The 25,320-nt window shown below is 61.4% G+C and carries 27 protein-coding genes and 1 pseudogene; 16 read left to right on the plus strand and 12 right to left on the minus strand.

Annotated features, from left to right (window positions below):
- Positions 1 to 26: 26 nt before the first annotated feature.
- Positions 27 to 545, minus strand: a complete 519-nt coding sequence (locus NKI17_RS02785; RefSeq protein ID WP_023676930.1) for an A24 family peptidase — start codon at positions 543 to 545, stop codon at positions 27 to 29.
- Positions 546 to 693: 148 nt separating this feature from the next.
- On the minus strand, positions 694 to 864 hold the full coding sequence (locus tag NKI17_RS02790) for a Flp family type IVb pilin (protein ID WP_023676929.1): 171 nt from the start codon (positions 862 to 864) through the stop codon (positions 694 to 696).
- 343 nt (positions 865 to 1,207) lie between these two features.
- Between NKI17_RS02790 and NKI17_RS02795 the strand changes: the two genes are divergently transcribed.
- The 3 genes from NKI17_RS02795 (at position 1,208) to NKI17_RS02805 (ending at position 2,994) form a co-directional block, all read left to right on the plus strand.
- Entirely contained in the window at positions 1,208 to 1,630 is a 423-nt protein-coding gene (locus NKI17_RS02795) for a pilus assembly protein N-terminal domain-containing protein (RefSeq protein ID WP_352455128.1), read from the plus strand.
- Positions 1,631 to 1,782: 152 nt separating this feature from the next.
- A complete protein-coding gene (locus NKI17_RS02800) occupies positions 1,783 to 2,343 on the plus strand; it encodes a TadE/TadG family type IV pilus assembly protein (protein ID WP_352455127.1) in 561 nt (186 codons plus the stop codon).
- Positions 2,344 to 2,373: 30 nt separating this feature from the next.
- Positions 2,374 to 2,994 carry a TadE/TadG family type IV pilus assembly protein gene (locus tag NKI17_RS02805; protein ID WP_023676926.1) on the plus strand — a complete coding sequence of 207 codons (621 nt, stop codon included), beginning with the start codon at positions 2,374 to 2,376 and terminating at the stop codon, positions 2,992 to 2,994.
- A gap of 102 nt (positions 2,995 to 3,096) precedes the next feature.
- Here NKI17_RS02805 and NKI17_RS36985 read toward each other — a convergent pair.
- A pseudogene (locus NKI17_RS36985) lies at positions 3,097 to 3,225 on the minus strand (phosphate/phosphite/phosphonate ABC transporter substrate-binding protein); the annotation flags it as partial.
- A gap of 159 nt (positions 3,226 to 3,384) precedes the next feature.
- Between NKI17_RS36985 and NKI17_RS02810 the strand changes: the two are divergent.
- The 9 genes from NKI17_RS02810 to NKI17_RS02850 all read left to right on the plus strand — a co-directional run bounded on the left by NKI17_RS02810 (position 3,385) and on the right by NKI17_RS02850 (position 12,938).
- Positions 3,385 to 4,626 carry a phosphopentomutase gene (locus NKI17_RS02810; RefSeq protein WP_352570350.1) on the plus strand — a complete coding sequence of 414 codons (1,242 nt, stop codon included), beginning with the start codon at positions 3,385 to 3,387 and terminating at the stop codon, positions 4,624 to 4,626.
- Positions 4,619 to 5,509, plus strand: coding sequence for a bifunctional DNA-formamidopyrimidine glycosylase/DNA-(apurinic or apyrimidinic site) lyase (gene mutM / locus NKI17_RS02815; protein ID WP_352448614.1), 891 nt, complete (start codon positions 4,619 to 4,621; stop codon positions 5,507 to 5,509). Before NKI17_RS02810 ends, mutM begins: the two co-directional genes overlap by 8 nt.
- A gap of 24 nt (positions 5,510 to 5,533) precedes the next feature.
- Positions 5,534 to 6,307 carry an enoyl-CoA hydratase gene (locus NKI17_RS02820; RefSeq protein WP_023676923.1) on the plus strand — a complete coding sequence of 258 codons (774 nt, stop codon included), beginning with the start codon at positions 5,534 to 5,536 and terminating at the stop codon, positions 6,305 to 6,307.
- 160 nt (positions 6,308 to 6,467) lie between these two features.
- Positions 6,468 to 6,734 (plus strand): 30S ribosomal protein S20, encoded by a 267-nt coding sequence (rpsT, locus tag NKI17_RS02825; protein WP_023676922.1) that lies wholly within the window; start codon positions 6,468 to 6,470, stop codon positions 6,732 to 6,734.
- Positions 6,735 to 7,649: 915 nt separating this feature from the next.
- Positions 7,650 to 9,122, plus strand: coding sequence for a chromosomal replication initiator protein DnaA (gene dnaA / locus NKI17_RS02830; protein ID WP_352698153.1), 1,473 nt, complete (start codon positions 7,650 to 7,652; stop codon positions 9,120 to 9,122).
- A 199-nt stretch (positions 9,123 to 9,321) separates the two neighbouring features.
- The gene (dnaN, locus tag NKI17_RS02835; RefSeq protein ID WP_023676920.1) at positions 9,322 to 10,440 is read left to right on the plus strand and encodes a DNA polymerase III subunit beta; all 1,119 of its coding nucleotides are present in this window, start codon (positions 9,322 to 9,324) and stop codon (positions 10,438 to 10,440) included.
- Positions 10,441 to 10,466: 26 nt separating this feature from the next.
- Positions 10,467 to 11,615: a DNA replication/repair protein RecF gene (recF, locus tag NKI17_RS02840; protein ID WP_352576939.1), complete on the plus strand. Its 1,149-nt coding sequence runs from the start codon at positions 10,467 to 10,469 to the stop codon at positions 11,613 to 11,615.
- A gap of 76 nt (positions 11,616 to 11,691) precedes the next feature.
- A complete protein-coding gene (locus tag NKI17_RS02845) occupies positions 11,692 to 12,453 on the plus strand; it encodes a molybdopterin-synthase adenylyltransferase MoeB (RefSeq protein ID WP_352905380.1) in 762 nt (253 codons plus the stop codon).
- Positions 12,450 to 12,938, plus strand: a complete 489-nt coding sequence (locus NKI17_RS02850; RefSeq protein WP_352589093.1) for a GNAT family N-acetyltransferase — start codon at positions 12,450 to 12,452, stop codon at positions 12,936 to 12,938. The genes NKI17_RS02845 and NKI17_RS02850 overlap by 4 nt, the downstream gene beginning before the upstream one ends.
- A 64-nt stretch (positions 12,939 to 13,002) precedes the next feature.
- On the opposite strand, the gene NKI17_RS02855 is transcribed toward NKI17_RS02850, so the two are convergent.
- A complete protein-coding gene (locus NKI17_RS02855; RefSeq protein WP_352680479.1) occupies positions 13,003 to 14,004 on the minus strand; it encodes a 2-hydroxyacid dehydrogenase in 1,002 nt (333 codons plus the stop codon).
- 157 nt (positions 14,005 to 14,161) lie between these two features.
- Between NKI17_RS02855 and NKI17_RS02860 the strand changes: the two genes are divergently transcribed.
- Positions 14,162 to 14,719: an SH3 domain-containing protein gene (locus NKI17_RS02860; RefSeq protein WP_352746938.1), complete on the plus strand. Its 558-nt coding sequence runs from the start codon at positions 14,162 to 14,164 to the stop codon at positions 14,717 to 14,719.
- Between the two features lie 81 nt (positions 14,720 to 14,800).
- On the opposite strand, the gene NKI17_RS02865 is transcribed toward NKI17_RS02860, so the two are convergent.
- Entirely contained in the window at positions 14,801 to 15,160 is a 360-nt protein-coding gene (locus NKI17_RS02865; RefSeq protein WP_023676914.1) for a DUF4260 domain-containing protein, read from the minus strand.
- 10 nt (positions 15,161 to 15,170) lie between these two features.
- Positions 15,171 to 15,602, minus strand: coding sequence for an iron response transcriptional regulator IrrA (irrA, locus tag NKI17_RS02870; RefSeq protein ID WP_023676913.1), 432 nt, complete (start codon positions 15,600 to 15,602; stop codon positions 15,171 to 15,173).
- A gap of 240 nt (positions 15,603 to 15,842) precedes the next feature.
- Between irrA and fabA the strand changes: the two genes are divergently transcribed.
- The 3 genes from fabA (at position 15,843) to fabI (ending at position 18,530) form a co-directional block, all read left to right on the plus strand.
- Positions 15,843 to 16,361, plus strand: a complete 519-nt coding sequence (gene fabA, locus NKI17_RS02875; RefSeq protein WP_023676912.1) for a 3-hydroxyacyl-[acyl-carrier-protein] dehydratase FabA — start codon at positions 15,843 to 15,845, stop codon at positions 16,359 to 16,361.
- Between the two features lie 122 nt (positions 16,362 to 16,483).
- Positions 16,484 to 17,704 carry a beta-ketoacyl-ACP synthase I gene (gene fabB, locus NKI17_RS02880; protein WP_352570342.1) on the plus strand — a complete coding sequence of 407 codons (1,221 nt, stop codon included), beginning with the start codon at positions 16,484 to 16,486 and terminating at the stop codon, positions 17,702 to 17,704.
- 13 nt (positions 17,705 to 17,717) lie between these two features.
- On the plus strand, positions 17,718 to 18,530 hold the full coding sequence (fabI, locus tag NKI17_RS02885; protein WP_023676910.1) for an enoyl-ACP reductase FabI: 813 nt from the start codon (positions 17,718 to 17,720) through the stop codon (positions 18,528 to 18,530).
- 36 nt (positions 18,531 to 18,566) lie between these two features.
- Here fabI and NKI17_RS02890 read toward each other — a convergent pair whose 3' ends face one another.
- The 6 genes from NKI17_RS02890 to rbfA form a co-directional block, all read right to left on the minus strand.
- Positions 18,567 to 19,580, minus strand: a complete 1,014-nt coding sequence (locus NKI17_RS02890) for a class I SAM-dependent methyltransferase (protein WP_352570340.1) — start codon at positions 19,578 to 19,580, stop codon at positions 18,567 to 18,569.
- Positions 19,581 to 19,669: 89 nt separating this feature from the next.
- Positions 19,670 to 21,817: a polyribonucleotide nucleotidyltransferase gene (gene pnp / locus NKI17_RS02895; protein ID WP_292654001.1), complete on the minus strand. Its 2,148-nt coding sequence runs from the start codon at positions 21,815 to 21,817 to the stop codon at positions 19,670 to 19,672.
- A gap of 418 nt (positions 21,818 to 22,235) precedes the next feature.
- Positions 22,236 to 22,547: a 30S ribosomal protein S15 gene (rpsO, locus tag NKI17_RS02900; protein ID WP_280940423.1), complete on the minus strand. Its 312-nt coding sequence runs from the start codon at positions 22,545 to 22,547 to the stop codon at positions 22,236 to 22,238.
- 140 nt (positions 22,548 to 22,687) lie between these two features.
- Complete coding sequence (corA, locus tag NKI17_RS02905) at positions 22,688 to 23,782, minus strand: magnesium/cobalt transporter CorA (protein ID WP_023676906.1); 1,095 nt, start codon at positions 23,780 to 23,782, stop codon at positions 22,688 to 22,690.
- A gap of 133 nt (positions 23,783 to 23,915) precedes the next feature.
- The gene (truB, locus tag NKI17_RS02910; RefSeq protein ID WP_023676905.1) at positions 23,916 to 24,869 is read right to left on the minus strand and encodes a tRNA pseudouridine(55) synthase TruB; all 954 of its coding nucleotides are present in this window, start codon (positions 24,867 to 24,869) and stop codon (positions 23,916 to 23,918) included.
- On the minus strand, positions 24,869 to 25,294 hold the full coding sequence (gene rbfA, locus NKI17_RS02915) for a 30S ribosome-binding factor RbfA (RefSeq protein WP_352589072.1): 426 nt from the start codon (positions 25,292 to 25,294) through the stop codon (positions 24,869 to 24,871). The genes truB and rbfA overlap by 1 nt, the downstream gene beginning before the upstream one ends.
- Positions 25,295 to 25,320 lie beyond the last annotated feature (26 nt).

Consider the following 25,320-nt stretch of genomic DNA (forward strand, 5'->3'; position numbering starts at 1 on the left):
TCGGCGCCAATGGCGTAAAGCGAAATTCAGCCCGCCAGCCTGGTAAGTGCCCAGGCCATCAACGGCGAGTCGGAATAGGTGAGCAGACCGCCAATGCCAAGCGCAATGCCGTACGGAACGCCGGTCGCCTCATCGGCGAAATGGCGCAGGAACGGATTGTGGCTTGTGACGGCGGCAAGCGGCGATTTTCGATAGGCGAGGATGGCTAGCGTCAGCAGGCCGCCGATGAATGTCGAGGCGACGAGGTATTCGATGAGATGGATGTTCAGTCCCATCCACATGGCAGTGGCAGCCAGAAGCTTGGCGTCGCCGCCGCCCATGCCGCCCAGCGCGAACAGGCCGAACGTCACCGCGAGAACCAGGCCGGCGGCGGCGAAATGCCAGCCATAGGTGGCCCAGTCCATGCCGGTCAAAGGCGCAACCAAGGCGAAGACAACCACAAGCAACACCGGCACGCGATTGGCGATCGTCATCGAAAGCATGTCGGAGATCGCGGCAAAAAGCATGCAGAACGGAAACACGACGAAGATCACGGCTTCAAGCATCGGCGCGCCTATGACCCAATTGCATCTGGCCCCAGCCTAATCCTATTCGATTAACGACTGATGAGGCCTAAATTTCAAATCATACCAGGACTAAATAAGGGCCGCCAGTGCGGCGGCCCTTATTTCAGAACAACCGAACCCGTTACGGTCAGCTACCGTTCACCTTAGTGGAGATGGCGGTGAACTTGGCGTTCAGCGAGTTGCCGAGCTGGCCGGCGCCGACCATGATGGCGAGTGCGATAAGAGCGGCGATCAGACCGTATTCGATAGCGGTCGCGCCGGATTCGTCCTTCACAAAACGTGCGATGAGGTTAGACATTCGAGCTCCTACTCCAATTGTTACAGCACTTCCGTCAACTTCTCTTGGTGGCTGATCGGATACTGCGAATCTAAGGAGAAGCTGTTTCAATCGGCTTAATAAACAGGCTTACCGATTCCTTTCCCGCTTCGACGAGATTGCGTGGTTAACCCAGAACTAAAATACCCGCCGCTAGGCGCCCGGGCTGACAAAAGGCGCAAAAGGCGCAATTCGGCAAAGACGTTCCAGCCGTGCCGGCTAGGCCCAATGCCGGTTCCGGCTTGATCCTGAACTCCAGCCGCTTAACGGTTGGTTCACCAATCTCGTTCATGTTCCGTTGAACAGTTTGCCAGGGGGCGCCTCAATGGCCGGGCCGAGATCATCATTTCCAGTTGCCGTGCTTTTTGCCGCAGCGGCTTTCGCCTTTCCAGCCAAGGCCGGCGCCGGCATCGAGGTGACGATGAACCAGGCAAAGATCATCAAATTGTCGCGCGCCGCCGATACGATTGTCGTCGGCAATCCGGCGATCGCCGACGCCTCCGTGCAGGACGCATCGACGATCGTACTGACCGGCAAGGGATTTGGCGTCACCAATCTCGTCGTCCTCGACCAGGAGGGTAACCCGATCGTCGATGAGCAAATAACCGTCGTGCGCCAGGCAGCGTCGTCGGTGCGCATCTATCGGCGTTCCGAAGTACAGACCATGTCCTGCGCGCCATATTGCGAAAGCTCGTATAAGAGCGATGCCGAGAAGGCCTCTGAAGCCGAAATGAGCGCCGGGCATTAGCTAGCCGACGTGTCCGCCTTTGGCGGGAACGTGCTTCGGTTATCGCCGGGTTAAGGCCTTCCCGTTGAATTTAACGGTCATTCCAACCGGACTTCAATCGGTTCCGACTAAGGGTGGGACCGATACAGAAGCGGCATCGGCGGGCAGAGGACATGAACAAGGCAGGACGAGCAGGTTCTCCAAGACGGTTTTTGGGCGACCGCCGCGGAAGCACGGCGATCGAATTCGCCATGCTTGCAATTCCTTTCGCGCTTCTTGTCTTCGCCATCCTGGAGAGCTGCATTTCTTTTGCCGCACAGGAAGTGATGGCAAACGCCACCGACGACATCGCGCGCCAGCTGCGTACCGGCCAACTAAGACCGGCCGATGTGTCCGGGACCAAGCTGCGGGATATGATCTGCACCAAATTGGAGATCATGGTCGCCAAGACCTGTCCCGGATTGCTGGTGGACTTGCGGGAATATCCGACCTTCGCCGATGCGGCGCTGGCCGGTTTCAAGATTCAGGATGGCGATGTCGTGCTGACCAAGGGCACGAGCACACAGACCTTCACCGTCGCACCTGGCCTGGCGGAGTCGAGAAACATGCTGCGTGTTTTTTACAAATGGCCGGTGATGACCGACTTCATGGCCAAATCGATGGCCAACCTGAAGGACGGCAAAACGCTGCATTTTGCTTCGATCACTTGGCAGAACGAGCCGTTCGACAACTGAACCACGTAGTCGCTTGAAAAGGGCAAAGCCATGATTCGTGCGGGGGCACAGCTGGGCATCGCAGGGATTTGTACAAGAGCAGTCCGGCTTTGCTCGGACCGCCGCGGTATTGCGGCTGTCGAGTTTGCCCTCATCGTGCCTGTCCTGTTGATCATGTACTTTATGACAATGGAGGCCTCGCAAGCCATCGAGACCAGCAAGAAGGTCAGCCGCATCGGCAGCATGGTAGCGGACCTCGTCACGCAGCAGCAGACCGTCAAGGCGGCCGATGTCGATGCCATCATGGCGATCGGCAGTTCCACGCTCCAGCCCTACAACCGCTCGAAACCGAAGATCATTATCACGGCGATACAGGTGACGAACGAGACGACGCCGAAAGTCCTGGTCGTGTGGTCGCGCAAACTGGTCGATGGCGTCTCTAGCGTCGACGCTGTCAAGGATTCCACCACAACGGTCCCGAGCGCGCTCAAGATCAAAGGCACGTTCCTCATTCGGGTCGAAAGCGATCTCGCCTACAAGCCAATCATCACCTGGTCGGCGGACGGCCAAAGCCGGTTCGGGTTGAGCTCGGTCTTCAATTCGATATCGATGGCGGAAACTTATTATCTGCGGCCGCGCAGGAGCCCGACCATTCCGTGCAGCGATTGCTGACGCCTGAAGCCCGCTAACCGGTCTGTTGCTATTGCTTGCGACCGCGGGCCGAGACTAGACGCACGATGGCTGCAGCCAGCACATAGTCCCTCGGACCGGCAACGGTTCGGCGACGATACCGATACGGAACGTTCCGATAACATCGCGCCAATCGGCTCGCGCCAGGTTTGTGCAAGACGCATCCAGCAGCAAAGCCAGTACGGCGGCGAATGCCGTCAGGGCAAGCCTCATGCGAGCTCCGCGCCGCGCATTTCCATCCGCAGATCGACCATGCCGCGATTCGTCTCTCCGGGACCAGCACGCCAAGCCGTGCCGTTGGGTTTCCGAATTGCCAATGGCGGCGCGGAACCCTATGTCTGAGCCAACACACAGGCAATGATGAACCTTTCGATGGCACGCGCCTTCCTTTTTGTCCTCGACTCCTTCGGCATCGGCGGCGCGGCCGATGCCGAACGTTATGGCGACACCGGCTCTAATACGTTCGCACACATCGCGCGGGCCTGCGCAGAAGGCCGCGCCGATCGCGAAAGCCTGCGTGCCGGACCCCTTCTTGTACCAAACATGCTCGCGCTCGGCCTCGGCCAGGCCGCGGCAACGGCGACGGGTTTCAGGTTCGAGAATGCCGGCAGTGCGCCGCTTGCCGCCGCCTTTCACGGCGCGGCCCAAGAGGTTTCGAGCGGCAAGGACACGCCATCGGGCCATTGGGAAATAGCCGGCCTGCCGGTCCGTTTCGACTGGGGTTACTTCCCAGACAAGATTCCCGCCTTTCCGGCCGAGTTGACCGACGCAATGGTGCGTGAAGGGAAGGTGCCTGGCATCCTCGGCAATTGCCATGCTCCGGGCACCGAGATTATCGAACGGTTCGGCGAAGGCCATATCCGCACCGGCAAGCCGATCTGCTACACCTCGATCGACTCCGTCCTGCAGATCGCCGCGCATGAGGTTCATTTCGGCCTGGAACGGCTTTACGAGTTCTGCAAAGTGGTGCGCAGGCTCGTCGATCCGCTGAATATCGGCCGCGTCATCGCGAGGCCGTTTATCGGTGAAACCGCCGCCACGTTCGAGCGAACGCATAATCGTCGCGACTATGCCGTACCGCCGCCGGAACCGACGCTGCTCGATCGGCTGACGGCGCGCGGCAGCCGGGTTATCGCGATCGGCAAGATCGGCGACATTTTCGCCCATCGGGGGATCTCGGAAGTCCGCAAGGCTGCCGGCAACATGGCGATGTTCGACAAAACGCTTGGTGCCATGGAAGACGCCCGCGACGGCGACCTCGTCTTCGCGAACTTTGTCGACTTCGACACCGAGTTCGGGCATCGGCGCGACGTTGCGGGATATGCCGCCGCACTCGAAGCTTTCGACCGGCGCCTGCCCGAGGCATTCGCACGGCTGAGGCCAGGCGATCTGCTCATTTTGACCGCCGATCACGGCAACGATCCGACGTGGCGCGGCACCGACCACACGCGCGAGCGTATTCCGATTATCGGGACACGGCCGGGTTTCAAAGGCGCAGAGATCGGACTGAGGACAACATTTGCCGACATCGGCGAAACCGTGGCCGAACATCTCGGGCTGGCGCGCGGCCGTCACGGCACCTCCTTCCATGCCACGATAGGTGGCCATGCCTGAGCTGCCGGAGGTAGAGACAGTCAGGCGCGGTCTGCAGCCGGCCCTTGAAGGTGCCCGCATTGTCGGTGTCGAGGCACGCCGGCCGGATTTGCGGTTTCCGTTCCCCGAGAGATTTTCGGAGCGGCTGACCGGCAAGACGATTGCGGCGCTCGGCCGCCGTGCCAAATATCTGACAATGCACATGGACAACGGCCCGGTTCTGATCTGCCATCTCGGCATGTCGGGTTCGTTTCGCATCGAAACGGCCGACGAGAGCGCAACGCCCGGCGCGTTCCACCACGAACGTTCGAAAAACACTGCTCACGATCACGTCGTCTTCGACATCGCATCCCCTGCCGGCGTCCGCTCTCGCGTGATCTTCAACGACCCGCGCCGCTTCGGGTTCATGCTGTTTTCGGAAGGCGAGCCCGACATGCATCCGATGCTGGCGGGATTAGGCGTCGAGCCTACAGGCAACGCACTGGACGGCGCGCTGCTCGCTTCGTTGCTGAAAGGTCGCAAGTCACCGCTGAAAGCGGCACTTCTGGACCAGAGGCTGATTGCCGGGCTAGGCAATATCTACGTCTCGGAAGCGCTTTGGCGGGCCGGCCTGTCGCCGCTGCGCGAAGCGGGCACCCTCGCGAGAGCCGGCAAGAAAGCCAAAGAGCAGAGCGAACGCCTGGCCGAAGCAATCCGCTCGGTCGTCGCCGATGCGATCGCCGCCGGCGGCTCGTCGTTGCGCGATTATATGCAGACCGATGGATCGCTGGGCTACTTCCAGCATTCCTTCGCGGTTTACGATCGCGAGGGGGAAGCCTGCTCCAAGCCTGGTTGTGGCGGCCACATCGAGCGTATCGTGCAAAGCGGTCGTTCGACTTTCCACTGCCGGGCCTGTCAGGCTTGAACCAGAAGCGAGGAGGAGCAAAGCATGGGCTATGAAACCATCATCGTCGAAACCCGCGGCAAGGTCGGGCTGATTACGCTGAACCGGCCGCAGGCGCTCAACGCGCTGAATTCACAAGTGCTGGCGGAACTGGTCGCGTCGGTGAATAGCATGGGCGCCAATGCCGACATCGGCGCCATGGTCATCACTGGTTCGGAAAAGGCTTTCGCGGCAGGTGCCGATATCAAGGAAATGCAGTCCATCTCCTATGTGGATGCCTATCTGCAGGATTTCTTCGTCGGCTGGGAAGAATTTACGCGGGCACGAAAGCCGATCATCGCGGCGGTGGCGGGCTATGCGCTGGGGGGCGGCTGCGAACTGGCGATGATGTGCGACTTCATCATCGCCGCCGACACCGCCAAGTTTGGCCAACCCGAGATCACGCTGGGCGTCATGCCCGGCATGGGCGGATCGCAGCGCCTGACCCGCTTTGTCGGCAAGTCAAAGGCGATGGATATGTGCCTGACGGGTCGAATGATGGACGCAGCCGAGGCCGAGCGTTCCGGCCTTGTCTCGCGCGTGGTGCCAGCCGGCGAGTTGATCGAGGAAGCGCTTAAGGCAGCGTCCAAGATCGCTGGTTTTTCCTTGCCGTCGGTGATGATGGCAAAGGAGGCCGTCAACCGCGCCTATGAGACGACGCTCACCGAGGGTCTGCGGTTCGAGCGCCGGCTGTTTCATTCGCTGTTTGCGCTGGATGACCAGAAGGAAGGCATGGCGGCCTTCACCGGCAAGCGGAAGCCGAATTTCACGAACCGATGAGATGACGAAGGCGCCGGTCAAAAAGAAAGCGCTGCAGCGTTGACGCGCCGGAAAAGCTGAACTATAAGCCGCACCAATCGAGGCGGCCCTGTGGCTGCCCGTTTGTTTTTTGCGCCCTGCGGTATCCCGCAAGCGCCCACCAGATCAGAAGAGAGGCACCATGGCCAATACCTCCTCGGCCAAAAAGGCAACGCGCAAGATCGCCCGTCGCGCAGCGATCAACAAGAACCGCCGCTCCCGCGTCCGGACCTACATCCGCCAGGTCGAAGAGGCGCTCGCAGCTGGCGACAAGGCGGCCGCACAGGCTGCCTTCAAGGTGGCCGAGCCGGAATTGATGCGCGCCGCGACCAAGGGCGTGGTGCACAAGAACACGGCATCGCGCAAGGTGTCGCGGCTGGCCCAACGGGTCAAGGTGCTGTCGGCCTAATATACCTTTTCCTGAACTGCGCTTCTTCAAACCCGGCCAATCGCGCCGGGTTTTTTTCGTTTGCCGGCAAGTACTTAAAAGAAAGCCCGCAAAATGGCGCTCCGCGGGCATTTCAAAGTTCGAAATGCTTTGCCGGCATATACATGCCTGCTGATATTCGCAGCCTTCGAAACCGCCAATGCGAAAATTTCCGAACGTCACAGATTACTGTTTTTTTTCAGAGGCTTACCGATGGTGATCCACAGCTTGTTCACATCGGCTGTGGCCGATAGGCGGCAATTGGCTGTCAAGTGAATTATTTCAGAAAATTTCGCGTTGTGTGGCCTTTTTCATATTCGCCGGAAAAGGGTTTGAATCACAATGGCTTTGTCAAAATCAACTGTTGCAGCATGGCGTTCGAAACGTCCCTTGCTAGTCAGATTCCTTAAAAATCCGGTAGGGGTGGCCTTGCCCTATCCACAGCGATTTCGGTAATGTCTGTCCATCGAAGGGACGGGCCCTTGGCCCTTGACCAGCCTGAAACCGGCCAGCTCAAATTGGCAGAGTTTACACCGCGGATTCAACTCCGCGGACGGGGTTGGTTTGTCTTTTCGATACGGTAGGGGACTGGCGTAATTGTACATGGCAGGTCGACGGTGCGCCGGCGGTTTTTCGCCGGACGGCATTTTGTTGCCCTGACATGACCAAAGCGGATCGGCTCTTCGGCGCCGGACCGACAACGAGGCGATTCATCAGCCGGCGGCGGCGATGGTGTCGCAGCGAAGACACGGTCGCCGGAAACATGGATGCAGGAGGCGCATCCCCGGCGGAAAACAGGTACAAGAGACAAGGAACTCGATCATGCAGAGCGGCGGCATCGAAAGGGAGCTTACAGGCGACCTCCCATTTCCTGGAACGTTAATCGGAAGGAACGACATGGCGGCTTCCAATGAAGCTGAACAGAAGTTCGATCGGGTCAAGGCCCAGTTGAAGGCGCGTCTGGGAACCGAGGTCTATTCGAGCTGGTTCGGGCGCATGAAGGTCGCTGAATCCTCTAAGGGCATTGTCCGCATCTCAGTGCCAACCGCATTCCTGCGTTCATGGATCAACGGCCACTATCTCGATCTCATCACCGAGTTGTGGAAGCACGAGGATCCGGAGATCCTCAAGATCGAGATAGTGGTTCGCACCGCCACACGGCAGGGCCGCAACAGCGTCGAGCCAGAAGTGGCCCCGGCGCGCAAGATGACCAGGCAGACGCAAACCGCGCTCTCTGCGGGCACGGCGAGCCCCAGCAGGGTCGAACGGGTCCCGGTACCCCGCCCGGGGATGCCGGCAGAAACCGAGTTCCGGCACAATGTTCTCGGTTCGCCACTCGATCCACGCTATACTTTCACCTCCTTCATCGAAGGACAATCGAACCGAGTGGCTTTTGCCGCCGCCAAGGCGGTCGCGGAATCGCAGTCGAGCGCGGTGCGTTTCAATCCGCTCTTTCTTCACGCGACGGTCGGGCTGGGCAAAACGCACCTGTTGCAGGCGATCGCCGCAGAATCGCTGAAGCAGAATCCGAAATCGCGGGTCGTCTATCTGACGGCTGAGTATTTCATGTGGCGGTTCGCCACCGCGATCCGCGACAACAACGCACTGACGCTGAAAGAACAGCTGCGCGACATCGACCTCCTCATCATCGACGACATGCAGTTCCTGCAGGGCAAGTCGATCCAGCACGAATTCTGCCATTTGATCAACATGCTGCTCGACAGCGCCAAGCAAGTGGTGGTCGCTGCCGACCGGCCGCCGTCGGAATTGGAGTCGCTGGAGCCACGCGTCCGCTCGCGCCTCAACGGCGGCGTCGCGCTGGAAATGTCAGCCCCGGATTTCGCCATGCGTATCGGTATGCTCAAGCTCAGGCTTGCCACCGCCAAGCTCGACGATGCGTCGCTCGATATTTCCGAAGAGATCCTCAACCACGTCGCCCGCACGGTGACCGGCAGCGGACGCGAGCTCGAAGGTGCCTTCAACCAGCTTTTGTTTCGTCAATCCTTCGAACCGCAGATCACCATCGACCGCATCGACGAGATCCTTGGCCACATCTATCGTTCGGGCGAACCCAAGCGGGTGCGTATCGAGGACATCCAGCGCATCGTCGCGCGCCACTACAACGTGTCGAAGACCGAACTTCTGTCCAACCGGCGCACACGCACCATCGTCAAGCCACGGCAGGTCGCCATGTATCTGTCGAAGGTGATGACGCCGCGCTCGCTGCCGGAGATCGGGCGGCGGTTCGGCGGTCGTGACCATACGACCGTGCTGCATGCGGTGCGCAAGATCGAGGATCTTTCCGGTGCCGACAACACACTGGCGCAGGAACTCGAATTGCTGAGAAGGCTGATCAACGACCAGGCCTGACGGCCCGAAAAACGCCGGCTCGCGGACTCCGGCCTTTTTATCCCCAGAAAGCCCGTGCAGCCGGTCCGAACCGGTGGCGCGGGCTTGCGTTTGCCGGGTTTTTCCTGTCAGTTTACGCAGATTCTGAGCCTGTTCAGACCTTTCGCGGGGCGCCGCTTGCCGGAGACCCGTTCATTCATTCAAGCGAGCCTGTTTCGTCATGCGTGTTATCCTGGAACGGTCAAATCTCCTGAAGTCGCTCAACCATGTTCACCGCGTGGTCGAGCGGCGCAATACCATTCCGATCCTGTCGAACGTGCTGCTCAGCGCCGAGGGGGCCAGCCTTGAAATGAAGGCGACCGACCTCGACCTGGAGGTGACCGAAGCAACGCCGGCAAAGGTCGAACGTGGCGGGGCGACGACGGTCCCGGCACATCTGCTCTACGACATCGTGCGCAAGCTTGCCGACGGCGCGGAGGTGGCGCTGAAGACCGACGAAGACGGCAACGCCATGACGGTGACGTCGGGGCGCTCGAGCTTCCGCCTGCAATGCCTGCCGCAGTCCGACTTTCCCGAGCTTTCAGCCGGGTCGTTCTCGCATATTTTCCGGCTCGATTCCGTCGGACTAAAGGGCCTCATTGAAAAGACCCAGTTCGCCATCTCGACCGAGGAGACGCGCTATTATCTGAACGGCATTTATCTGCACACGCACGAGGCCGGCGGCAAGCTGAAGCTGCGCTCTGTCGCGACCGACGGCCACCGGCTGGCGCGCGCCGAGATCGATGCGCCGGCAGGCTCTGAGGGCATGCCTGGCGTCATAATCCCGCGAAAGACGGTCAGCGAGCTGCAAAAGCTGGTCGACGATCCCGATGTTGCAGTCACCACCGAGTTGTCCGACACCAAGATCCGTTTCACCATCGGCAGCGTTATCTTGACCTCCAAGCTGATCGACGGCACTTTCCCGGACTACCAGCGCGTCATTCCGACCGGCAACGACAAGAAGCTGATTATCGATCGCCAGAGTTTCGCCGCTGCCGTCGATCGCGTTTCGACCATTTCGTCCGAACGCGGCCGGGCGGTGAAGCTTTCGATCGCCGAAGGGCAGGTCACGCTTGCGGTCAACAACCCGGATTCGGGCAGTGCCACCGAGGAACTGGCGGCCGACTATTCGTCCGATCCGATCGAAATCGGCTTCAACGCCAAATACCTGCTCGACGTTGCCGCGCAACTGACCGGCACGGAGGCGAAGTTCATGCTGGCGGATGCCGGTTCCCCGACGCTGATCCACGACATGGCCGACGAGACCGCGCTCTACGTGCTGATGCCGATGCGGGTGTAGGGCCCGAACGGGGCCATCTTGCTGTCGTGACCAGATCTGCAAAACCGCAGCAGACGTACATAAGTAAGCTCACACTTACGAATTTCCGCAACTATGCGGCGTTGGCAATCGACCTTGATCCCGGTGCTGTGGTTTTCTCCGGCGACAATGGCGCCGGCAAGACCAATCTGCTTGAAGCGATCTCGCTGCTCACGCCGGGCCGCGGCCTGCGCCGCGCACCCTATTCCGAGGTGGCGCGCGAAGGCGGCGACGGTGGCTTTGCGCTGCATGCCCGGCTTGACGGGCCGGAAGGCCAGGTCGAGATCGGTACCGGAATATCGGGCAGCGACGGCGAAGCCGGCCGGCGGGTGCGGATCAACGGCGCGACGGCACGCTCAGCCGAAGACATGCTGGAATGGCTGCGCGTGGTCTGGCTGACACCGGCCATGGACGGCCTGTTCCCCGGGCCGGCTGCCGACCGCCGGCGCTTCCTAGACCGGCTGGTGCTGGCGATCGATCCTGGCCACGGCCAGCGCGCGCTTGACTACGAAAAGGCAATGCGCGGCCGCAACAGACTGCTCGCCGACGGTTCACGCGACGGTGCCTGGTTCGATGCGATCGAGATGCAAATGGCCGAGACCGGCGTGGCGATTGCCGCGGCGCGTGCCGAACTGGTGCGCCTGCTCGCCGCCATGATCGACCGGCTGCCCGGCGACGGACCGTTTCCGCAAGCCGACATCGGCATCTCTGGCGAACTGGAAGGCGAACTCGGTATTTTGCCGGCCGTCGACGTAGAGGAACGGTTCCGTCGTGCGCTTGCCCAGGGGCGCGACCGCGACCGCACCGCCGGACGCACGCTCGACGGCCCGCACCGTTCCGACCTCGTGGTGCGCCACCGGCCCAAGGCGATGCCGGCCGAGCTCTGTTCGACCGGCGAGCAGAAGGCGCTGCTGGTCGGCATTGTCTTGTCGCATGCGCGGCTAACCGGCGAGATGTCGGGCATGACACCGATCCTGCTGCTCGACGAGATCGCCGCCCATCTCGACGGCGGTCGACGGGCGGCCTTGTTCTCGATCCTGGAGGAACTAAACTGCCAGGCCTTCATGACCGGGACCGATGCCGCGTTGTTTGACAGCCTCAAGGGACGCGCGCAATTCCTGACCGTCGATCACGGCACGGTCAGGCCGACCATTTGAACTTGGTTCATGGCGCACTTCTGAGCGGCATGCATTGATACCTGACAAGCTTTTTCCTCCGCTATATGGTCCGGCGATGATCACAGCCGCCCTCACCGATGAAGAGCTCGAACGCTACGCCCGCCACATCGTGCTGCCCGAGATCGGCGGCGCCGGCCAGCAGCGGCTGAAGCGGGCGCGGGTGCTCGTCATTGGCGCCGGCGGATTGGGAGCGCCGGTGCTCGAATATCTCGCCGCCGCAGGGATTGGCACTCTCGGTATCGTCGACGACGACATCGTTTCGCTTTCCAACCTGCAACGACAAGTGATCCACGCCACGGACGATGTCGGGGTGGCGAAAACCGACAGCGCCAGAGCGGCGATCATCCGCATCAATCCAAACGTCGTCGTGGAAGAGCACAATTTCAGGCTGACCGTGGACAACGCCCCTACCCTCATTGCCCGTTATGACATCGTCGTTGACGGCTCCGACAATTTCGAGACACGCTACGCGGTGGCCGACGCCTGCGCCGCGGAAAGCCGGCCGCTCGTGCATGCCGCCGTTGGCCGCTTCGACGGCTCGGTCACCGTACTGAAGCCATTCGAAACCGGCCCGGACGGCAAGTTGAACCCAAGCTACCGCGATCTCTTTCCCGAGGCGCCGCCGCCGGGACTGGTGCCATCCTGCGCGGTGGCCGGCATTGTCGGTGCGCTGACCGGGGTCATCGGCACGCTGCAAGCCATGGAAGCGATCAAGCTGATCACCGGGATTGGCGAGCCGCTGGTCGGACGACTGCTGCTCTACGATGCGCTGGCGGCACGCTTCGACACGATCCGCTACAAGCGAACCAGCCCGTGAGCCTGCCTGCCGACGTTTCCATCGTGCAGCTTGCGGCCGATTTCGACTGTTGGGACGAGGTGCTGGCGCTGGTCATGCGGGCCTTCGCCTTTATGGACGGGGTTATTGACCCGCCGTCCTCGGCGCATCGGCTCACCGTTGAAAATCTCAGGGCTAGAGCGCTGGAGGAGACAGCATTCCTGGCGCTGAAGGAAAACGAGATCGTCGGTTGCGTCTTCATCCTGAAGCGCGCAGACGAGCTCTATGTTGGAAAGCTCGCGGTCGAGCCGGTTCTTCAGGGACAAGGCATTGGAAAACAGCTGATGCAGGCCGTCGAAGATCTTGCCCGCAGCCACAACAGGACCGCCATCGAGCTCCAGACCCGGATCGAGCTGACCGGAAATCACGCAGCCTTTGCCCGCCTCGGTTTTCGTGAAACCGAACGGACAGCGCACAAGGGCTACGACCGGCCGACCTCAATCACCATGCGCAAGGCGTTTTCGTAAGCCAAAGCTATCCAACGACGAACGCGCGGTTGCCGCGGCAAGACCGTGCCGGCGTGACGGCAGGTCACGCCCTCAACGGCAGCACGCGGTCGGGCGGGCGATGACCATCGAAGAAGGCGCGGATATTGATGATCACCTTCTCGCCCATGTCGATACGGCCTTCGAGCGTCGCCGAACCCATATGCGGCAACAGCACGACCTTGCCTTTGTGGGCAAGCTTCAGCAGCTTGCTGTTCAGCGCCGGCTCGTGCTCGTAGACGTCGAGGCCGGCGCCAGCGATCTTGCCGTCATGGATGAGCTTGACCAGCGATTCCTCATCGATGATATCGCCGCGCGCGGTGTTGACTATGTAAGCTGACGGTTGCAGAAGCGCTAGCCGCCGTGCCGAAAGCAGGTGGAAGGTTGCCGGTGTCGATGGACAATTGACCGAGATAATGTCCATGCGGGCGAGCATCTGGTCAAGGCTTTCCCAATACGTCGCTTCCAACTCGTCCTCGATTGCCGGCAGTACGCGGTGGCGGTTGTGGTAGTGGATCGAGAGGCCAAACGCCTTGGCGCGCCTGGCGACAGCGGTGCCGATGCGACCCATGCCGACAATGCCGAGCCGTTTGCCCCAAATGCGCCGGCCGAGCATCCAGGTCGGCGACCAGCCCGCCCATTTCTTATCGCCGGTCAGCACGTTGGCGCCTTCGGCCAGCCGCCGCGGTACGGCCAACATCAGCGCCATGGTCATGTCGGCCGTATCTTCGGTCAACACGTTCGGCGTGTTGGTGACGGTGATGCCTTTCTTGGCCGCTGCCGCAACGTCGATCTTGTCGACGCCATTGCCGAAGTTGGCGATCAGCTTGAGGTTGTCGCCGGCCTGGGCAATCAGCGCCGCGTCGATATTGTCGGTCACAGTCGGCACCAGCACGTCGGCCTCCTTGACCGCCGCCACCAGTTCCGGCTGCGTCATCGGCCTGTCCTCCACATTCAAGCGGGCGTCGAACAACTCGCGCATGCGGGTCTCGACTAGGTCGGGCAACTTGCGCGTGATGACGACGAGGGGCTTCTTTTTGCCTGCCATTGTTTCCTCGAACCCGATCTCGTTGAGACCTCTTTAACCAAGAACGGCGAAACTGAGAGCCGATCGCGGTACCGGTCATCCATGTAACAAGCGGTTCCGCCGAAGACAAAGAAAAATGGGCGCGAAGGCCGATGGGCGGGCGCCGAAAGGAACGAAAGTGTCTGGTTTCGCGTCGCTCCGCCTGACCCTCAGTGCAGCATTCCTCGGCGCTCTCATCCATAGCCCACTGGTGATGGCGCAAAGTGCCGCCGCACCCGCCCAGCGCGTCACGCTCGGACCAAGCGGCTTGCCGCTGCCGCGCTTCGTCAGCCTGAAATCCGGCCGCGTCAACTCGCGCGTTGGGCCGGGCGTCAATTATTCCGTCGACTGGATGTATATGAAGCCAGGCCTGCCGATGGAGATCATCCAGGAGTTCGATACGTGGCGCCGTGTGCGTGATGCCGACGGCTCGGAAGGCTGGATCAATCAGTCGCTGCTTTCGGGCCGTCGCACGGCGATCGTCGCCCCCTGGCAGCGCGGCAAGGACGCTCGCGTCAACCTCCTTGACGACCCGGCAAAAGATGCAGGCGTCATTGCGATCCTCGAACCGGGGGTGATGGGCACAATCAAGTCCTGCGATGGCCAATGGTGCGAAATGACCTTCGACGGCCATACCGGCTGGCTCGCACAGTCGCTCGTCTGGGGTGCCTATCCCGGCGAAAAGGTCAAGAACTGACCTTTCCGAACCGGAGGTCAGGCCAGCGCTGCAAGCACCGGATCCGGCATTTGTTTCGCTGATCTTCGGTTCGGGGATGGTTTAGCGGCCGATGCGGCCGAGATGGGTATCCTGGAAACTGCTCGACAGCTTCAAACCATAGCCCAGAGCGCGGTCGATGGCGATGTGGGCGATCCAGATCAGCGCGACAGCTATCGCCATTGCATTGTCAAAGACGCTGCCGACAAGCGCCAGCAGAACGGGCAAGATCAGTATGTGCAAGGCGTTGTAGGCGACGGCCCCGACGCGCGGCCCGGCCATGTAACCCAGCATCGACAGGTCGGGCGCCAGAATGAGCACGGCAAACAGCCACCAGGAAACACCGGCGATTGCATAGAAGACAAGAGCCGCCACCGCGACGGCGACCCATTCGAGCCGGAGCGTCAAATCCAGGAATTTCATAAGGCGCCGGTCAGTCGCAGCGTTTCGGACGCAGTCTCACCACGATATCGACATTGGCGATCTCCATGCCCTCCGGCGGTTCCGGCAGGTTGGAAACCGTCACCGGGCCGCTGTCGATATCGAAGATCCTGTTTTCGCCCTCGATATAGAAATGATGGTGATCGGAGGTGTTGGTGTCGAAATAAGTCTTCGATCCCTCGACGGCAAGGATGCGGAGAAGACCGGCCTGGGTAAACTGGTGCAGAGCATTGTAGACGGTGGCCAGAGACACCGGCACGCCGGCGGCAAGCGCCTCCTCGTGCAGTTCCTCGGCCGAAAGATGGCGGTCGCCCTTGGCGAAAAGCAGATCGGCCAGCGCGATGCGCTGGCGTGTCGGCCTCAGACCGGCCTCGCGAACGCGCTTGTCCACAGCGACATTATCCTTCCGGCAACCCAGATCCATGTATCCGTCGCGCTCACAGTTCCGCCTCAGACAGGTCCAAAATGGCAGAAATTGAGCATCTGCCGAAACCGGACGTGTCCTGACATATATTCTGTCGACCGAATGCGATCAATAGCGCGCATTGACCCGGGCAGACGGGCAGGTTAAGCGCAAGCGCCGGTTTCCGGCCTGAAACAGATTGTGTTAGGAAACCACCGACAAGGGCGCCTATCGCCCGGGACGATCACGGGGACGAGATTGATGGCGGGTTCGAAATCCAGCTACGGTTACGAGGAATTGCTTGCCTGCGCCCGCGGCGAGCTGTTCGGACCGGGAAATGCGCAGCTGCCCTATCCGCCGATGCTGATGTTCGACCGCATCACCGAGATCAGCGAGACCGGCGGTGCGTTCGACAAGGGTTTCATCCGCGCGGAATTCGATATCAAGCCGGATTTGTGGTTTTTCGCCTGCCATTTCATCGGTAATCCGATCATGCCAGGATGCCTAGGCCTGGACGCCATGTGGCAGTTGACGGGGTTCTATCTCGGATGGCTCGGTGAACCCGGCAAGGGGATGGCGCTGTCGACCGGTGAGGTGAGGTTCAAAGGCATGGTCACGCCTTCGGTCAAGAAGGTGGAGTATGGCGTCGACTTCAAGCGAGTGATGCGCGGTCGGCTTGTGCTTGGCATCGCCGATGGCTGGCTGAAGGCAGATGGCGAGCCCATATACGCGGCAACGGATCTGAAGGTCGGTCTGTCCAAGCAATCGGCCGCCGTCTGAACGAAGACCCTACAGTACGACGTCTTGGACGTCTGATGAACGCTGTAGCACTTTAATTTTGCGCATGGTTCCATTCCGGAAATTGATTTCAGGTTCGGGGTCCGCGCTGGAAGGAGTTGCGAATGAGACGGGTCGTAGTCACAGGTCTCGGCATCGTGTCGTCGATAGGCAACAATGCCAACGAGGTGCAGACCTCGCTGCACGATGCCAGATCCGGCATCAGCTTCTCCGACTCTTTCGCCGAGCATGGCTTCCGTTGCCGGGTGTGGGGTGCGCCGACGCTGGACCCATCGGGCATGATCGACCGTCGCGCCATGCGCTTCCTGTCGCAGGGTGCTGCCTGGAACCATGTCGCAATGGACCAGGCGATCGCAGACGCCGGCCTCGACGGGGCCGACATCACCAACGAGCGCACCGGTATCGTGATGGGCTCCGGCGGACCGTCGACCCGTGCAATCGTCGAGGCGGCCGAGACCACGATCAAAAACGGCAGCCCCAAGCGGATCGGGCCGTTCGCGGTGCCAAAAGCGATGTCGTCGACCGCGTCGGCGACGCTTGCCACCTGGTTCAAGATCCACGGCGTCAACTATTCGATCTCATCGGCCTGCTCGACGTCTGCGCATTGCATCGGCAATGGCTACGAGCTGATCCAGTGGGGCAAGCAGGACATCGTCTTCGCCGGCGGCCATGAGGATCTCGACTGGACGATGTCGGATCTCTTCGATGCCATGGGCGCCATGTCGTCCAAGTTCAACGACAGGGCATCGGTCGCCTCACGCGCCTACGACGTCGATCGCGACGGTTTCGTCATTGCCGGCGGCGCCGGCGTGCTGATTCTTGAAGAGCTCGGGCATGCCAAGGCACGCGGCGCCAAGATCTATGCCGAGATCGTCGGCTATGGCGCGACATCGGACGGCTACGACATGGTGGCGCCGTCGGGCGAAGGCGCGGCGCGCTGCATGAAGCAGGCGCTCGCAACGGTGTCCTCGCCGGTCGACTACATCAATACGCACGGCACCTCGACGCCGGTCGGCGACTCCAAGGAAATGGGCGCCATCCGCGAGGTGTTCGGCGAGAAGATGCCTTTCATCACGTCGACCAAATCGCTAACCGGCCATTCTCTGGGCGCCGCCGGCGTGCAGGAATCGATCTACTCGATCCTGATGATGCAAGGCGGCTTCATCGGCGAGAGCGCCCACATTGAGAACCTCGATCCGGAATTCGAGGGCATGCCGATCGTGCGCAAGCGCATCGACGATGCAAGGATCGACACCGTTTTGTCCAATTCGTTCGGTTTCGGTGGCACCAACGCAACGCTGATTTTCCAGCGCTATTCCGCATAAGGATTTGCCGACCATGGACGGATTGATGAAGGGCAAGCGCGGGCTTGTCATGGGTGTTGCCAACGATCATTCGATCGCCTGGGGTATCGCCCGCAAACTGTCCGAACATGGCGCGGACCTCGCCTTCACCTATCAGGGCGAGGCCTTCGGGCGCCGGGTCAAGCCGCTCGCCGAGAAATTGGGCGCATCCCTGGTGGTGCCTTGCGACGTCGAGGACAGCGTGTCGGTCGCCGCGACTTTCGAGACTTTGGGGAAGGCGTGGGGCGGGCTGGATTTCGTCGTCCATGCAATCGGCTTTTCCGACAAGAACGAGCTGAAAGGCCTCTACGCCGACACGAGCCGCGACAACTTCATCCGCACAATGGTGATCTCCTGCTACTCCTTCACCGAGATCGCCCGTCACGCCGCCACATTGATGAAGGATAGCGGTTCGATGATCACGCTGACCTATGCCGGTTCGGTCCGTGTCATGCCGAACTACAACGTTATGGGTGTCGCCAAGGCGGGGCTGGAGGCCAGCGTCCGCTATCTCGCCAACGACTACGGCCCGCGCGGCATCAGGGTGAACGGCATATCGGCGGGACCGGTACGGACGCTTGCGGGCGCCGGGATTTCCGACGCACGCCACATGTTCTCCTACCAGCAGCGCAACTCGCCGCTACGCCGTACAGTGACGATCGACGAAGTCGGCGGCTCCGCGCTCTATTTGCTGTCCGACCTGTCCTCCGGCGTCACCGGCGAAATCCACTATGTCGATTCCGGCTATCACATCGTTTCCATGCCGACGCTTGACGAATTGAAGCAGACCGACGGCGGGCGGGAATAGCGCGAGCGACGTATCGCCGGCTTGCCCCGCAGGATTTCAGCGTCGCGCCGATAAGACCTTGAACATGCCGTCGCGGGCGAGCTCCGCATGGCTGGAGAAGGCGGCCGCCAGCACCGGTTCGTAGGGAAGTTGACGGTTCGCCACCATGAACAGCCGGCCGCCCGGCTTCAGCGCCTTGCCTGCCGCGCGGATCATGCCGGCACCGATTTCCGGCTCAGTCGCCCGACTGCGATGAAAGGGCGGGTTCATGACGACGACGTCATAGCGGCGCTCGACCGGCTCGCTCAAAAGATCGATCCAGAAGAAACCTGGCTCCACGCCTGTGTTGCCGAGATTGGCCTTCGCCGCCTCCAGCGCCTCGAAATCCGCTTCGTAAAGGTCAAGCGCCGATATGCCAGGTGAGCGGGCGCCGACCTCGGCGGCGACATAGCCCCAACCGGCACAGAAATCCGCAACGCTGCCACGCAGATCGTTGGGCAGATTTTCGATCAGCAGTTTCGATCCGGCATCGATCTTGTCGAAGGAAAACATGCCTGGCGCCGTGCGGAAGCAGCCCTCGACCACCAAATCCGGATTGGCAGCGCGAAGCGTTGCCGCGGCAACGGTATCGGCCGGCCGGCGAAACCAGAAGGCAATGCCGTGATGCTTCGGCAGGTGGCCTTCGAGCGGCACAAGGGCGCCGACATGCTTGCGCAGGCTGGCGATTCCATCGTCCTTGCTGCCGGCGACGACGATCAACCCGCCTGGTGCTGCGCGTTCGACCGCTTCGGCAACGCGCAACTCGTTTTGGCCGCGATGGCGGCCAGCGAGCACAAATGCCGCGTCGAAAGCCTCGCCTTCGACCTGCGGCGTGACCGCGAAGCCGGACGCCTGCAAGGCGCGAAAGTGCGGCCTGAAGCCTTGGACAAGATGAAGCTTGGCATCAAACCCTTCCGGCAAGCGAAAGCCGGGCTCGGCACCGAGAAAGAGTATGCGTTCATCCTTTCGTGGCAGGGAAACAGCACCGGCCTCGAACGAATGGAAAAGCGTTTTCAGCGGCTCGGCGGACATTCACCACTCTTGAACTGCAAGGCTGTTGTTGAAACGCAAACGGGCGCGACCTTCCGGCGCGCCCGCTTCGATTGCATAGTTAGATCAGCTTAGGCGGCGTTTTCTTCGCCTTCGCTCTTCTTGTCGCGCACGATTTCCTTGCCGGTGGCCTGGTCGACGACCTTCATCGACAGGCGGACCTTGCCGCGCTCGTCGAAGCCCATCAGCTTGACCCAGACCTTGTCGCCTTCCTTGACCACATCGGAGGTCTTGGCGACACGATCATTGGCGAGTTGCGAGATGTGGACGAGGCCGTCACGCGGACCGAAGAAATTGACGAAAGCGCCGAAGTCGGCGGTCTTGACGACCGTGCCTTCGTAGATTTCACCGACTTCCGGCTCGGCGACGATGGTGTGTATCCACTTCTTCGCCGCCTCGATCTCCTTGGCATTGGCCGAGGCGATCTTGACGGTGCCGTCGTCCTCGATGTTGATCTTGGCGCCGGTCTTTTCGACGATCTCGCGGATGACCTTGCCGCCCGAGCCGATCACGTCGCGGATCTTGTCGGTCGGGATGTGCATGACCTCGATGCGCGGCGCGAACTCGCCGAGCTCGGCACGTGCGCCGGACAGCGCGTGGGCCATTTCGCCGAGAATGTGCTGACGGCCATCCTTGGCCTGGTCGAGGGCGATCTTCATGATCTCCTCGGTGATGCCCTCGATCTTGATGTCCATCTGCAGCGAGGTGATGCCGTAGGCGGTGCCGGCAACCTTGAAGTCCATGTCGCCGAGGTGGTCCTCGTCGCCAAGGATGTCGGAGAGCACGGCGAAGCGCTCGCCTTCCTTGATCAGGCCCATCGCAATGCCGGCGACCGGCTTGGCAAGCGGCACGCCGGCATCCATCAGAGCCAGCGAGGTGCCGCAGACGGTAGCCATTGACGACGAGCCGTTGGACTCGGTGATCTCCGAAACGACGCGCAACGTATAGGGGAACTGGTCGGCGGTCGGAAGCATCGGCCGGATGGCGCGCCAGGCGAGCTTGCCATGGCCGATTTCGCGGCGGCCCGGCGAACCCATGCGGCCGGTTTCACCGACCGAATAGGGAGGGAAGTTGTAGTGCAGGAGGAACTTCTCCTTGTACATGCCGGTCAACGAATCGACATACTGCTCGTCCTCGCCGGTGCCGAGCGTGGCGACAACCAGTGCCTGGGTCTCGCCGCGAGTGAACAGCGCCGAGCCGTGCGTGCGCGGCAGGACGCCGACTTCCGAGACGATCTTGCGGACCGTCTTCAGGTCGCGGCCGTCGATGCGCGAGCCGGTGTCGAGAATGTTCCAGCGCACGACCTTGGCCTGGAGCTCCTTGAACACGGTGCCGATCTGTTCGGACGTGTATTTGGCCTCTTCGCCTTCTGCCGGCGCGAACGCGGCCTTGACCTTCGCCTTGACGGCGTCGACGGCGGCATAGCGCTTCTGCTTGTCGGTGATCTTGTAGGCGTCGCGAAGCTCGCCTTCGACGATCTTGAGCATCTCGGCTTCAAGTGCGGAATAGTCCGGCGCGGTGAAGTCGCGCGGGTCCTTGGCCGCGACTTCAGCCAGCTTGATGATCGCGTCGATCACCGGCTGGAAGCCCCTGTGGCCGAACATGACGGCGCCAAGCATAAGGTCCTCGCCGAGTTCCTTGGCTTCGGACTCGACCATCAACACGGCGTCGGCGGTGCCGGCGACGACCAGGTCGAGCTTCGATTCCTGCATCTCGTCGACATGCGGGTTGAGCACATATTCGCCGTTGATGTAGCCGACGCGGGCGCCGCCAACCGGGCCCATGAACGGCACGCCGGACAAGGTCAGGGCGGCGGAGGTGGCGACGATCGACAGGATGTCCGGGTCATTTTCGAGATCGTGCTGGACGACGGTGACGACGATCTGGGTGTCGTTCTTGTAGCCTTCGGCGAAGAGCGGGCGGATCGGGCGGTCGATCAGGCGGGAAACCAGCGTTTCCTTCTCGCTCGGACGGCCTTCACGCTTGAAATAACCACCCGGGATCTTGCCGGCGGCGTAAGTCTTTTCCTGGTAGTTGACCGTCAGCGGGAAGAAATCGAGGCCGGGTTTCGGCTCTTTCATCGAGACGACGGTGGCGAGAACCTTGGTTTCGCCGTAGGTGGCCAGCACCGCGCCATCAGCCTGACGCGCGATCTTGCCGGTTTCGAGAATGAGCGGGCGGCCGCCCCATTCGATTTCCACTTTGTGGTAATTGAACATGTCTTGTCCTTCGTATGCGGAAAGGGCCGCGCCGTTTCAGCGTGCGCGGATGCCCCTTTCCCTTGGCTTCCTTTCTCGGGCAGCCACGGGCAAGACAACGGGAGGCTCGGCTTATTCGGCGCGGTGCCGCACGAGCGTCCTGCAATCCTGCCCCATGACCGTCCATGGGCGGTTTCGAGCGGCCCTCTGCTGTTTCGAAACCGGGTTGGCCAATCGATCCGAGTGGCCTTGCGCGTGAACCCGAAAACCAGGTTTTCGGAAAATATCCTGCGCAAATCTAAACTTCAGAGCGTCCTTTGCGCATCCAAACCGATGCGCGGCGCTCTACTTCCTTCCTACTTCCTTCATGGAGCCTTGGATGACCCGATGCTCCAATGCGCGACCGGCGGGCTCTCGAAAGAACCCGCCGGTCAATTCGTCAACGGCGCAGACCGAGCTTCTCGATCAGCGTCTGATAGCGCGCGTCGTCCTTGCGCTTGAGATAATCAAGCAGGCTGCGGCGCTGGGAAACGAGAGCGAGCAGACCACGGCGGGAATGGTTATCCTTCTTGTGGTCCTTGAAATGGTCGGTCAGGTTCTTGATGCGCTCGGAAAGGATGGCCACCTGGACTTCCGGAGACCCGGTATCGCCCTTGGCGGTTGCGAATTCGCCCATCAATTCCTTCTTGCGTTCGGCAGTAATCGACATCGTGTTTTTCCTTGTCTGTTTGAGGAAACGGGACGCCCTCAGCCGGGATGTCGTCCAGCAGGGGCCGGTGCAAGCAACGCGTCAAAGCGCGAGGCTGCGGCGCATATAGTGCAATTCCGACAAAAAGGCCAGCCTAATTCACAAGCCGGCTTTTTGCTGCATAAACGGGCACTTCCGCCTAGTCAGAGCCATTTCTTCCATTTGAAGTACGCAAAGAGCCCGACCGCAACAAGCGCCATGAAGACGAGCGACAGGGGATAGCCGTAATAGGCTTTCAGCTCCGGCATGTTCCAGGGCGAGGTGTCGGGGTCGAAATTCATGCCCCATACGCCGACGAGAAAGGTAAGCGGCATGAAGATCACCGAGACGATCGTCAGATAGCTGATGACGTCGTTGGTGCGCGCCTGGCTGAGCGACAAGTGCATCTCGATCAGGCCGGTCAGCATGTCGCGCTGGGTTTCGACCAGTTCGATCAATCGCAGCGAATGATCGAGCGTGTCGTTCAGAAATATCTTGGTTTCGGCCTTCACATAAGAGACGTCGTTGCGGATCATGGTCGCCAGCGCGTCGCGCATCGGCCAAAGCACGCCCTTCAGCACATTGGCATCGCGCCGCAATTCGTGAAGCTGCCGCATCTGATGCTTGTGCGCCTGGTTCAGCATCTGGTCCTCAATGCTGTCGACCAATTCGCCGGCAGCCTCGATCGGCGGGAAATAGCTGTCGACGATGGCGTCGATCAAAGCATAGGCGAGATAGTCGGCGCCGCGCGAGCGCAAGCGGTTGGGCACCGAGCTTGCGATCCGCTTGCGCACGGGATCGAACGGGTCGCCTTCGCGCTCCTGAAAGGTGACGACGAAGTTCCTGCCGAAGAAGACGGCGATCTGTTCGTAGCGATGCGCGGTGACATCGTCGATCATCCTGACGACGACAAAGGCATGGTCCTCGAAGAAATCCACCTTCGGCCGCTGGCCGGTGTTGACGACATCTTCCAGCGCCAACGGATGCAGGTTGAAGATCCGGCCGATCTCCTCGATCAGCTGGATGTTGGCGAGGCCTGTGCAATCGAGCCAGATAACCGGCCAATTGTGGCAATGGGTGTTGACGTCGTCGATGCTGGCATTGTCGATGGTCTTGAACTTTTCGGGCGAGATCAATGTCAGCCTGAGCTCGGAACGGCGTGCCGCCGGGTCGGCGATCAGCGTGCCGGGCGAAGCCCCGACGGGCGGCCGCCGTGTGTTGAGCACCGCCCGCTTCCTGCCCGTCTCAGCCTTTGCCATGTGCCCCCTCGAATGCAGCGTCGGTGCCGCGCATCCCTTCGGACGGCAAACGACGCCGTCGCCCTGTTGATTTAGCGCATGATCCTTTCCCAAAATAGAATCCGGTTGGAGATCATGCGCCGCGAGACAGCTGTTACCCGATAAAGACCCGCTTTGGCTTGAACATGCCTTGCTCGATGGCGCCGATGGCGACCAGCTTGCCGCGCGCGGTGGCGCAGGCCTCCTCCGCTTCTACCGGCGCGTCACGGCCGCGAATGATGACCGGATTGCCGAGGCGGATTTTGGTTGCCGCATCATCGCTGATCGCGACCTGCGGCAGGCATTCGAGCGCGGCGGCGGTGTCGACCAGAAGTGCATCGATGGCACCGAAGTCGATCGGGGCGTCTGCTGCTTGCGGCTCGCCCTGCTCGCCGAAGCGGGCGGCTTCCAGCTCGGCCAGGGTAACGAAATCTTCCTGCGTGAACGGCTCGACCTCGACCCGCCGCAGCTCGGCGATGTGACCAAAGCAGCCAAGGTCGCGGCCCATGTCGCGCGCCAGCGAGCGGACATAGGTGCCCTTGCCGCATTCGACCTCGAAGATGGTGCGATCGGCCATGTGCTCGACCAGATCGAGCCGGCCGATCTCGACCTCGCGTGCCGGAATGTCGATCGTCTCGCCATCGCGGGCAAGGTCGTAGGCGCGCTCGCCGGCGATCTTGATCGCCGAAAATTGCGGCGGCGTCTGCATGATGACGCCGGTATATTTCGAAAGCAGCGCCCGTACGTCGGCTTCCGCCGGACGGCGGTCCGAGCTTTTGGTCGCCGGGCCTTCGAGGTCGTCGGTCGAGCGCTCCTCGCCCCAGGCAACCGTGAAGCGGTAGACCTTGGCGCCGTCCTGGACGTATGGCACGGTCTTGGTCGCTTCGCCGAGCGCGATCGGCAGCATGCCGGACGCCAGCGGGTCGAGCGTGCCGGCATGGCCGGCCTTTTCCGCCTGGAACAGCCATTTGATCTTGGAGACGGCTTCAGTCGAGCCCATGCCGACCGGCTTGTCCAGCACCAGCCAGCCCGAGATCGGCCGGCCCTTCTTCTTGCCGCGACGCGCCACTATTCGCTGTCCTTCCTGTCGTCTTTGTCTTTGTCGTCGGGGTCGAGATCGCGCGCCACTTCGGGCGAGTGCAGCAACTCGTTTATCTTCTGGAAATTGTCGTAGCTGGTGTCGAGCCGGAAGCGGAATTCCGGCATGTACTTCATCTGGCGCAGCGCGCCGGAGACGCGGCCGCGCACGAACTTCGCATGCTTGTTGAGCGCCTCGATCACCGCCCCGGCATCCTTGGCGCCGAGCGGCGAAACGAAGGCGGTGGCGATCTTGAGATCGGGCGACATGCGCACTTCCGAGACCGAAACCACCGTGTTCTCGATCAGCGGATCGAGGATCTCGCCGCGCTGCAAGGTCTCGGACAGCGCATGGCGCACCTGCTCGCCGACACGCAGCATGCGCTGGGATGGGCCAGCCGTTGATGGTCTAGGCATAAAAATTCTTCCTTCGCGCGGGTTCG

The organism is Mesorhizobium sp. M0816, assembly GCF_040320005.1.
Classification (GTDB): domain Bacteria; phylum Pseudomonadota; class Alphaproteobacteria; order Rhizobiales; family Rhizobiaceae; genus Mesorhizobium.